7 protein-coding genes and 1 tRNA gene are annotated in these 11,143 nt (G+C 31.1%); 2 read left to right on the forward strand and 6 right to left on the reverse strand.

The genetic code is table 11. The features are described from left to right. The 6 genes from ACIQ56_RS09125 to ACIQ56_RS09150 all read right to left on the reverse strand — a co-directional run. Window positions 1–2,877, reverse strand: a 2,877-nt coding sequence (locus ACIQ56_RS09125) for a hypothetical protein (RefSeq protein WP_397600760.1), incomplete at its 3' end; no start/stop codon positions are given. Window positions 2,878–2,948: 71 nt separating this feature from the next. Next, window positions 2,949–4,496: an aldehyde dehydrogenase family protein gene (locus ACIQ56_RS09130; protein ID WP_397600761.1), complete on the reverse strand. Its 1,548-nt coding sequence runs from the start codon at window positions 4,494–4,496 to the stop codon at window positions 2,949–2,951. Next, entirely contained in the window at window positions 4,493–6,298 is a 1,806-nt protein-coding gene (locus ACIQ56_RS09135; protein WP_397600762.1) for an ATP-binding cassette domain-containing protein, read from the reverse strand. The genes ACIQ56_RS09130 and ACIQ56_RS09135 overlap by 4 nt, the downstream gene beginning before the upstream one ends. Before the next feature lie 41 nt (window positions 6,299–6,339). Further along, the gene (locus ACIQ56_RS09140) at window positions 6,340–7,608 is read right to left on the reverse strand and encodes a COG3014 family protein (protein ID WP_397600763.1); all 1,269 of its coding nucleotides are present in this window, start codon (window positions 7,606–7,608) and stop codon (window positions 6,340–6,342) included. 16 nt (window positions 7,609–7,624) lie between these two features. Then, the gene (locus tag ACIQ56_RS09145; RefSeq protein WP_397600764.1) at window positions 7,625–8,383 is read right to left on the reverse strand and encodes a lysophospholipid acyltransferase family protein; all 759 of its coding nucleotides are present in this window, start codon (window positions 8,381–8,383) and stop codon (window positions 7,625–7,627) included. A 60-nt stretch (window positions 8,384–8,443) separates the two neighbouring features. Next, the gene (locus ACIQ56_RS09150) at window positions 8,444–9,757 is read right to left on the reverse strand and encodes a phosphopantothenoylcysteine decarboxylase (protein ID WP_397600765.1); all 1,314 of its coding nucleotides are present in this window, start codon (window positions 9,755–9,757) and stop codon (window positions 8,444–8,446) included. Window positions 9,758–9,847: 90 nt separating this feature from the next. On the opposite strand from ACIQ56_RS09150, the gene speE reads away from it, so the two are divergent. Both speE and ACIQ56_RS09160 read left to right on the forward strand, forming a co-directional pair. Beyond that, the gene (speE, locus tag ACIQ56_RS09155) at window positions 9,848–10,756 is read left to right on the forward strand and encodes a polyamine aminopropyltransferase (RefSeq protein ID WP_397600766.1); all 909 of its coding nucleotides are present in this window, start codon (window positions 9,848–9,850) and stop codon (window positions 10,754–10,756) included. A gap of 202 nt (window positions 10,757–10,958) precedes the next feature. Further along, window positions 10,959–11,034 (forward strand) — tRNA-Met (locus ACIQ56_RS09160). Window positions 11,035–11,143 lie beyond the last annotated feature (109 nt).

Raw genomic sequence — 11,143 nt, forward strand, 5'->3', positions numbered from 1 at the left:
AATGATTTTATAGGCTTGTTTTCGCATCGTTTCAATTTCATCACGGGCCTCCCAAGTAAGACCTTCATGTACAGCTCGATTTCTGCTATCTTGTAAAGAATGAACTAATTTAATAAATTCATATAATTCTAAATCATTTGTGAAATGAATTTGAAGCATTTTATTTAAATTAAATTGACATTCTTCTCTTGCAGCAACTAAAAGTAAGAGCGCAAATGCTTTAGGACCATCTAAGGTAAATCGTTTTCCAGGTCGATAAAGACAAATAGCGCGTAGCATTTTTCTTAACTTAAATTTACTAAAATAGGGTATGGAACGGATCGTTGGAAGGTTTGCAATATAATCTTCAAATAGCGTCATTTTTTCAACAAGGCCTTTTCCATATCCTAAAAATTCGAGTTTTTTGGATAACTCTCCTTTTCGAATTACGGAATCTGTATAAGCTTCGAAAGTATCTCGCATGGTCAATTCAACTGCTTTACAATGCATATTTACAATTGGGCTCAAATCAACTGCTTCATTACCCCAATCTTTTGATTGAATTAAAATCATTTCAGCTGTTCTTAAAGCGCTTTTAGAATCAATCGATAAAAAATCGGAGAGTGGGATTAAAGATTTTATTATCAGATCGATATCTTGAGAAGATATTTTTACATCTTTATCGTTTTCTTTTTTTGGTAATACTGGAATTAATTTTGAAATTTTTTGAATAGCTTCTTGAAGAGCATAATCGACATCTTCATGTAACCTTAAAAGTTGTAACGTTTTTAATTCTTGTAATATTTCTTCAGGATTTTCTAAAGAAATTTCCTTTATAATTTTGATTTTGAGTTCATTTGAAATATTATTTTTCGAAATAGAACGAATTAATGCTTGATGTGCTCTTTTATGTTTTGAATTTAAAAGTTCATTAATAGTATGTTCTACAAATTCAGGGTCAATATGTTGTAGTGCTTGATATAAAATTGCTTTAATGGCGTCATCTGTGTCCAATTTTACAAGTGCTCTTACAATCCATCTTTTTTCAACGTGTGGTGCTACTCTTAATCCTTCACGAATATATCTTTCGTAATAATCTTTTTCTTCCATTGTTAAATGAGAGTTGAGACATACTTGTAAAATAGCACCCCAACGTAAAATAGGCCTATCTGTTAAAAAATTTCCGCTCCAATCAGAAGACTCAAGCTCAGTTTCATCCTCATTTTGGGATGTATTATCAAGAATATTTTGAATTAAATTAGAAATATCTTTTAATGTTGAAAGAGTCTTTTGGGTAATAGGGATTCGAAAACGATTTGATCCTACAAGGATAGATTGAAACCTTGATGTTACTTCAAGAATATATTCGTCTTTTTCCATGTTACCTTTTATTAAGGTTTGATGAATCGTTTCTAATTCACTTTGTATCGCTAAACTAATGGTATGAAGATCTAAACGAGGAGCGCTTAAAGCAATTGCCGTAAATGCCCAGCTTGTTCCAGAAAATGGAATTGTTTTATAGATTTCTCTCATAAAATTAGGTGAGATATTGCAGCCAATTGTTGCCGAATATATTTTTTCAACAAAGTCTTCATATGATTTTGAATCGTTATTTTGAAAACGTAGGACACATTTTTTTATATTTTGAATAACTTTATTTTCAATTTGCAAGTACTTTTTGAGGTCTTGCTCTTCTGTATTTAAATTTGCCAATGCGACAATTTGACTTAAAAGTATTTTTGTATCATAGCATTGATCAAAAAAGTCTTGCCATAAATTTGTTTTTGATTCAAATAATATGTCATAATTTAAAAAAATAAAACTGATATCCGTTGAGTTTTTATGCCAAATTTTAAAATGTTCAGGATTTATAACAGATTTTATAAATAATTCATTTTTATAAGGGATATTAGTTATCCATATTTTTTCTAAATACTTTTTATCTTTTTCAATAGCTGAAATGCCGATTGATTTATTTTTAGATAAAATATCAATACAGCCCAAATTTTTTAGTTTAAGAATAGAAGATGTAAGTTCTTCTGAAAAATTAAATTCAATGGATTGTTGAATTAAGCTCTCTGTTATTTTTATCAATATTTGGTTATCAAAACAATTATAACCTATAAAATTAGGCTTTTCTTCATACAAACTATTTTTAATAAAATTTTCTGCAGCTAGTTCATTAAAGTTTAGTTTTTCATATTTTAATATTTGTGATAAAATAATTTCAGATAATCGGAAAGATTCAATGTTTTTTAAATTATTTTTTAGATTTTTAAAATGATTTATATCGTTTTTATCCATTGAAAAAGCTAGATAAAATAAAGCAGAAATCATTGAAGTCTTGTCTAAGTCATCTGATAAATCGGATGAGATAATATTAAATGCTATATTTTTAATTTTATCACTAATGATTCCAAGTTTAATAAAAACATGGAAGCCTTTTGAAAGTAAATTATCAGGTAAATTTTTATGAAAAGAATTTTCTAGTTTATCAGAAAGATTTTCATCTCCCGTTTGTTCTGCATAAGAATATATGGAGTACAAGATTTTATTTGTTAAAAAAGATTTATCAAAAAATTTACTAATTCTATTTGAAAAAGCACATATTTTTGAACGACCTAAATTATTTATACAACTACTTAAAACACTATCATTTGTTTCTTTAAGTAATAAATAAGAAATGATAGCCCATTCACTACTGGGATAATTTGGAAGAATTAAAGATTCAGCTAATTTTGATTTTTCTTCATTTGTTGGAATAAGGGCCATTATTTGCCAAATTAACAAATTTCCCTGCCATGATTGAGAATTCTTAGCAAGCTTTTCAATAGCTTCGTAACGATTGTATTCATTCTCAGAGCGGACAAATTGTTTAAGATCTTGAAATATTGGCATGAACACACTCCTGCCCGTTAATATAGAATATTTATTATTAATTAATGGGTGAATAATTGCCTTTAAATATATTAAAATTTTATAATGTAATCTGTAGGATTAATATAATTTGTATCCATTTGAGCAAGTTGTAATTTTCCGCTCATATCCCAGTTGACGGATTGCCATTTGGTAAATTGATCAACAACCCAAATACCAGACTGTCTACTACCGTTCCCACTTTTACCATTTCCACCAAATGGCAAATGAGCTTCAGCACCAGTTGTACTATTATTAATACTTGTCATACCTGCAGATATTTCATTTCTAAATTTATATGCAGATTCGATATCCGAAGTATATATTGATGAGCTTAGTCCATAGCCTGTTTTATTTGATAAATAAATGGCTTCATCTAAATCACTAAAACTTAAAATATTAAATAATGGACCAAAAGTTTCTGTTGAATAAATAGCATCATTTTCTGTTACGTTATCAACAATTGATGGAAAAGCATAAAAACCTAATTTTGCATTTCCAGAAAATCGATCGGGTTTATTTTGTTCTGTAATTGCACCATTTTTAGAAGTTATCACGCGGTGATGAGATTTAATTAAAGTATTTATATTTTCTACGTGTTTATTTAAAAAACGTTCGCCAATCATAGGACCGTAAAAGATATTTTCATCTGTCGGATTGCCAATTTGAATGGATGCTACTTTATCCATTATTTTTTTAATTAATGTTTCTTTTATTGATTTGTGAGCAATTAAATTACCAAGAGATGTGCATCTTTGGCCAGCGGTTCCAAAACCAGACCAAAGAATTCCATTCGTAACTAAATCTAAATTGGCATCTGGCATGACAACAAGTGGGTTTTTTCCACCTAATTCAAGACAAGGAGTTTGAAGATTTCTTCCGCAAATTTCACCTATATGTCTTCCTACTTCGGTGCTGCCAGTGAATCCTACTTTATCGATTAATCCTTCATTTACTAATGATACTAAATCAGCCCCTGTTTTGGGCCCCGAACCGAAAACAACATGGAAGACATCTTTAGGTACGCCTGCTGCATATAATAATTCTGCAAAAACAAGAGATAAATACGGAGTATCTTCAGAGGGTTTCCAAACACATGTGTTTCCACAAACTAATGCAGGAATAAAGTACCAACTAGGAACGGCAAAAGGAAAATTACCTGCTGTAATACATGCAAAAACACCAACTGGTCTTCTGTAAGTAAACAGTTCTTTATTGCTCATTTCGCTAGGTACAGTTTGTCCATAAAGTCTTCTGCCCTCTGAAACAAAGAAATAACAGGTATCAATCGCTTCTTGCACATCTCCACGAGCTTCTTTAATAGGTTTGCCCATTTCTCTTGTTAATATTTGCGAAAGAGCTTCTTTATTTTTTTCAATTAACTTACCAAAATTTGAAATAATTCCTGCTCGAATTGGGGCTGGAGTTTTTTTCCATATTTCAAGTCCTTTTTTAGCTTGTAAACAAGCCTCTCTACATTCCTCTAAGGAAGCATTTGCAAATGTTCCTAATATGTCTTCTCTATTTGCAGGGTTTATTGATATAAATTGTGAAGAACCTTCATTCTTTTTACCAGATATAATTGAAGATAAACCGTTCATAATAGTTCCTTTGTAGACGCATCGCTAAGGGGAGAGAGCATTTGCGATGTCTTTGTTTTTGAAAAATCCAATATATCAGTAGCATATTCTTTAATAGCGGGTCTATGGGCAATGACCAGAGTTATTGAATTTTCTACATGGTTTTTTAAATTTTCGATTATCTTTAATTCATTTCCTATATCTAAAGCACTTGTGCCCTCATCAATTATAATTAATCCAGGCTTTCTGTAAAATATTCTGGTGAACATAAGGCGTTGTTTTTCGCCTCCAGAGAGACCTTTAATGTCGCTAAAAATATCTTTCTTTTCAAGCAATGATAATGAGAGAGCTTTTGCTGCGAGTTTTATTTCGTTTTCAGTTGGCGCTATAATTTTTTCTGGATAAACGATATTGTCAAAAATAGTTCCTGAAAATAAAAAAGGTTCTTGCGGTATAAAACAAATATCATGAGAATATTTTTGAAATAATTTTTCATCTGCATATTCATTATTTATTAAAATATTTCCTTTGATTGAATTTTGAATACCAAGAACTGTGCGAATTAAAGTACTCTTGCCAGAACCAGAGGGGCCAATAATGGCAAGTAAAGCACCTTTTGATAATTTTAAATTTAAATTATGAAATAAGATATGATTGATTTCATTTCCAATAGAAAGATTTTTAAATTCTATATTTTCAATTTTTTCTTTATGAATCAAATTTAAATCTTTTGAAATTACATTTCTTTTTTGGAAATTTTCATTAATTAAAAATGAATGAATTCGTTGAAGTGCATCTGTTCCCTTACGAGTAGAATTTAATTGACTTGTCATTCTATTGATTTTATCAGACAGTAAAGCGACTGTAAGCATAAAGTTTATAAAAATATTGCTATCAAGTGATCCATTAGATATTTTTCTAAGAGCAGCAATAATTATAAAAGCTCCTGCAATGATTCCAAACCACTCAACAAGCGGACTTCCAAGAGATCTTGCTCTCGTTGCTCTTCTCCAAACATGATATATTTTATCATTTATTTTGTTAAATTTTATAATTTCAAATGGAATTGCTTTGTGAACTTGAATAGTTTGCCAACCACGCATTCTTTCTAAAATTCCACTAAGTAATTCACTTTCAAATTGCAAACCTTGTTTTGAGAGTCTTTTTAAAGTTTTGCTAGTTACTCTAAGAACAATTCCTGCAGGAATTAATACCGTTATAAATAAAATAAAAAGCTGAATATCTAAAATAATTAACCAAGACAATAATATAAATGATGTGAATCCATCTTTTAAAAGACTACTTATTAATCGAGTGAAAGTTTGTTGAGTTTCTCTTATATCTTCTCCTACCATTGATGAGAGAAGCCCTGCGTCAACAGAATTTGCAGATTGAAAATCGAGTGAAAGATATTTATTTGCAATATCTGTTCTAAGTTTTTTGGCAAGTTTTTCGCCTAAATGTCTTAACAAATAATCACTATAAAAATTTAAAAAACCATAAAATAATGCTATAAATATAAAAATTATTGTAAACCAATCTTTTTGAAAAGATAATGGAATAGAGTTTTCAAAAATTGTGCCTTCAACTAAAGGTGTAATCCATATAGATAATTGATCACCAAGTAATCTTTGCCAAGTTATATCCGTAGGGACTGCATTGATTGTTTGAACAACGATCGATGTAATACTAAGTAAACCTAATGAAAGTGGAATTAATATAATTACAGAGATAAAAAAAATGGCAAATTCTGATGGCCATAATCCAATTTGTTGAATCCATAATTTAATCGATGATATATTTTTAGAATTATTTGAGGCCATTGAATTTTTTTACCTTAATTTTGACTTATATTTTATTTATATTAATTAAATGTTCTAAATCGAATTAGCTTTTTTTCACCTGGAGAGAGTTTTACACTATAAGAATTTGTGCTTCCGAATTCTGGTTTAATGGAAATGATTGTTTCTTTAGATGCTACAACAGGAATTCTTAATACCTGAATTGTATCTGGTAATGTAGTCCAGCTTCTTGTATCCGCCGTTTCGGTTGCAACACTAAATACATTGGCAGCAAGACCAGCTAATGGACTTTCTTCACCTAATTTACGTGCAGCAAGATCTTTAGCAATAACACGAGCTGCGATTTTTGCTATGTCACGAACTCTTCTGTCATCTAAAGCTTGTTTTGCCATTTTTCCGATATCTTCCATTATAATTGTCTTGCCAAACGATTTTTGGCCTATAAAAACTTCTGAAGATCTATTTTTATAAGGAATATCTTTATACTCAGGAAACGACACTCTTACTACTGTTTTATCCGTTGGAAAAAGAATATCTTTAGGTGTTTTAACGGGTGAATTTCCTGATTCATAAATAATGTAAACTTCACCTTGTTTTAATAATTCAGATTGTTTTTGCCAAGTCAGATTTGAATTATTCTTTTTTAATTCATTTAAAATATCGTTCCTATTTCGAAATTCAGCTAGGCGTGCAAGATCTTTTGAAATTTGTATTTCAGCAGTTTTTAAGGAGCTATTTTTAATATTATTAAGTGCATTTTTGTATGAGATAATTGCATTATCCCATTCCTCTTTTGATTCAAAAACCATTCCAGAAAAATAATTTGAGAAGGCATCATATTTAAATAAATTTGCGCCTTCATTATCGTTATCTAATGCTTTTTTTATGTCATTTGTTCTTCGAACCATAACAAGAGAATTGTTTTGATCATTATTTGCAAAAAAAGCAACAGAAGAAAAAATAGGGATTAAAAATCGTTCGTGAGCTTCACCAGTATAATCAGATATTGAGTCATTAACTATAAAACTTGCCGTTGTCTTTGAAATACTAGTAGTATATAAATCATCTAATTTCCGGTCCGATTTTTGCCATTGATTGATTGCATTTTTATAATCACCTTGCAAATAAAGTAACATGCCTTTTTCCATTGTAAATAAAGCATAATTTCTTGACTCTGTTGCAATGGAGCTTTCATCTAGCTGGGTTGTTGCTTGCGCAAATTTTCCAGAATAAAGATCTTGCCTAATCTTTTGGTTTTCTTGTGTATAAGATTGGCATCCCGAAATGATAGAAGCAGGTAATAATAGAAAAATTATTTTCTTTATAAACATAAATTTTTATAAATCCCTATTTTAATTTTGATGAAATTGCTTCTTTAGCTTTTAACATAAGTTCTGAAGCCGTTAAATTATTCGAATCAATTTTGGGATGAACAGTTATTGTTACTTGAGTTACTTTAGGCCAAATTGATCCTTTAGGTAACATGTCTGCGCAGCCGTCAACCGTGATTGGAACTATTGCAATATTTAGAGATTTTGCTAGTCGAAATGCACCCATTTTGAATTCACCTAACGCACCTGTTTTGCTTCGGGTTCCTTCAGGAAAAAATATCATTGGTGTGCCTTTTTTCAAATGTCGTATTGATAATTTAATGCTTTTTTCACTACTTGCTTTGCTACTTCTATCAACGGGTACATAACCGACAGCCGTCATTCCCCATCCAAAGATAGGAATTTTAAATAAGGATGCTTTTGATAACCATCTAAATCTTGTGGAAAGCATAAAAAGAGCTAAGATATCGGCCTGGCTTTGATGATTGGCGACATAGATAACTACCTCATCTTTATTTACAAGGTTTTCTCTACCTCTAATATTAAATACCCACCAAGGATTAAATTTACCAATAGATATTGCCCATAAACTAGCAAGTTTGTGTAAAAAGTGTCTTTCTTTGTCAAATGGATAAACAAATGGAAATAACAAAATAATTGTAGAAGAATAAAATACACTTAAAATAATGATATTTGTCCATGTATAAATGCCTCTTAAAACATGTGCCGGTTCTTTTTTTAGGGGTTCAATTATTTTTTTTTGAGTTTGAGACATAGTTTTGTTCCTAGATTTTTAAGTCAAACAATACTTTTTGACATAATACGTTAAGACAAATTATTCATTTTTATTATCAGAAAAATCTTTAAATGATAAATAAAACTGAACTGCCATCTCTTTTTTTCCATTTACACATGTTTCTTCTATGTGTCCATTTGTATTTTTTAGAATTGTCCCATGATGTTCTTTTTCTTTATTCCATGCAGATTCTGACGTGCTATGCAAAACGGCATTTAGTTTTTTATTTATTAACATTTTTTTTGCAATTTCTAATCCTTCTATTTCGCTACCTGATGTTAACTTAGCAGCTGCTTTAAATGGAATTTTAGAAAGGTCATCAATATCTAGTATTTTTTTTGCTCTTATGAGATCTATTCTTAGAGTTTCTTCTTTACTTGAAATTTTTGAATTCGAAATACTTTTAGGAGTGAAATCGGAACCTGCTACTAAATGTAATATTCCTTCGTATTTATTGTAATTTATTTCTTTTAAGTAACTATACATCTCATTGTAATTAGGTAGATAAATTAATTTGCTATAATCATATTCTGGAACTTCTTTATTTGTATTCGCGCATAAAACGGTAGTTTCAATTCCCATTGCATAAAATGTCTTTGCTACTTCTATTCCTAATGATCCCGTTGATAAATTTGTAACACAGCGGACAGGGTCGATCATGGCTCTTGTGCCACCAATTGTTAATAATACTTTTTTGATTTTATTTGAATAATATTTTCTTTTGTTAATGATATGACAAATATTAATAGCTAAAATATTTGGTAGAGGAAGTTTTTCTTTTCCTTCTTCAATGCGTGGATTGGTAAAAAAAACTCCATCCATTTTTTTTAATTTTTCTTTATTTTCTTCTATAATTGGAGAGAATGAAAGGCTTTCATGCATGGTCGGGCAATAAATAATTGTTTTATTCATACCTAAAGCGCTTTGAATTAGAGTGGTAGCGCCATCAGAACAAATTCCATTGCTTGTTTTAGAAATAAGATCGGCTGTTGCGGGAGAAATAACAAGAGCATCGGATGTGCAAATGTGTTCTGCAAGGCCAGAAGGATTTATAATTACTTCATTGTTACTAGCCCAACGTAAACTTTCAATTCCTATAAATTTTAGGCAATTTTCAGTAATACAAAATTGAACCTCAGCTCCTTGTCTGCGAAGTTCTCTTGCAAGTTTAGGAAGCTCTGTTGCAGCTATTCCTCCTCCTCCAATAATCGTTATTTTTGTATTTAAGAGAAATTGAGAAGTTTTAATTACCTGGGTGTCTTTAATAGGAAGTGACTTCAAACTTTTTTTGCTACTCTCAACTGATAAATTTTTTGCAGATACCTTTTTTTTTGTTAACTTGCCTTGGTTCATTTTCGTGGACTCGTTGCTTCATTGGTGCTATTTGCATTAGCAAAGGACTCTTTATTGGATCCTCGCCCTTAACATCAAAAGGAAATATAAATGTTTTCTAAAAAAATACCATACACGCTTGAATCTGACAATACTTCTCCATTAGATCTTTGGTACCAAGAGCGTCACAATGATGAAGTTTCGTTTGGTTTACATGTTAAAAAAGTACTTCATTCAAGTCAAAGCCCTTTTCAAAGAGTAGACGTTTTTGAATCCACTGGGTTTGGTAGAGTGCTTACATTAGATGGCCTTATGATGTGTTCTGATAGAGATGAATTTGTTTATCATGAAATGATTTCGCATGTCCCACTCCTTGTGCATCCTAATCCAAAGCGTGTTCTCGTCATTGGCGGAGGAGATGGTGGAACTTTAAGAGAAGTTTTAAGACATGATTGTGTCGAAGAAGCTGTCCTTTGTGAGATTGATGGTGAAGTTGTGGAAGCTGCAAGACAGTTTTTCCCTGCGCTTGCTTTTGGTTTAAATCACCCAAGGGCAAAGGTACATATTGGAGATGGCGTTGATTTTGTTAAAAAAAGCGCTTCTGCTCAGTTTGATATTGTTATCGTAGATTCCACTGATCCTATTGGGCCTGGTGTAGGTTTATTTTCTGGGGAATTTTATAAAGAAGTAAAAAGAATTTTAACCCCGGGTGGCATTGTCATGGCACAGTGTGAATCTCCTTGGGAAAATAAATTTGATCTTGCTAAAGTCTATGGAAATTTAACGGAAGCTTTTTCTTCTGTGTACTCTATGGTGGGATCTATTCCATCCTACCCATATGGTTTTTGGTCTTGGGGTTTTGCGAGTGATGTTCAGCACCCTTACAATAAAATAGATCTTGAAAGAGCTCATGCTATTGAAAAGGCTTCTAAATATTACAATGTAGACATTCATAAAAGCGCCTTTGCTCTTCCAAATTTTTTACGTCAGAAATTGCATAATGTAGTTAAGAATGCATAATTTATTCTTTTAATTATTGGCTAAGTTTCATTTTTTCAGAAGTAATTTTTAACTATTTTGTTCGGATCCTTTCTTTATTTTAGAAAGGATCCTTTTTTTTTATAAATAAGTCTCCCATAGATATTATTTTATTAAAAAATAGTTGAAGTTACTTGACAGTACCGCCATCGACATGTAGAAACCCTTTCACCACTGATTACGACGCGGGGTGGAGAAGTTGGTATCTCGTCGGGCTCATAACCCGAAGGCCGCAGGTTCAAGTCCTGTCCCCGCCACCAATCAAAGGTAAGTTATTTGACAAGAGAAGAAAGCAAAAACAGAGTGCGGTTCCATGGTTTTAAGTAGATTTTCTCGCGAGAGGAAAAGGAAAGAAATCAGGTTCCGTAA

Source organism: Silvanigrella sp. (assembly GCF_044369315.1).
Classification (GTDB): Bacteria; Bdellovibrionota_B; Oligoflexia; order Silvanigrellales; family Silvanigrellaceae; genus Silvanigrella.

What these genes read in the sequence shown, in the direction of transcription:
- ACIQ56_RS09130 (WP_397600761.1), bottom strand. Translation starts at nt 4,496, where the DNA reads ATGAACGGTTTATCTTCAATTATATCTGGTAAAAAGAATGAAGGTTCT.
- ACIQ56_RS09135 (WP_397600762.1), bottom strand. Translation starts at nt 6,298, where the DNA reads ATGGCCTCAAATAATTCTAAAAATATATCATCGATTAAATTATGGATT.
- ACIQ56_RS09140 (WP_397600763.1), bottom strand. Translation starts at nt 7,608, where the DNA reads ATGTTTATAAAGAAAATAATTTTTCTATTATTACCTGCTTCTATCATT.
- ACIQ56_RS09145 (WP_397600764.1), bottom strand. Translation starts at nt 8,383, where the DNA reads ATGTCTCAAACTCAAAAAAAAATAATTGAACCCCTAAAAAAAGAACCG.
- ACIQ56_RS09150 (WP_397600765.1), bottom strand. Translation starts at nt 9,757, where the DNA reads ATGAACCAAGGCAAGTTAACAAAAAAAAAGGTATCTGCAAAAAATTTA.
- speE (WP_397600766.1), top strand. Translation starts at nt 9,848, where the DNA reads ATGTTTTCTAAAAAAATACCATACACGCTTGAATCTGACAATACTTCT.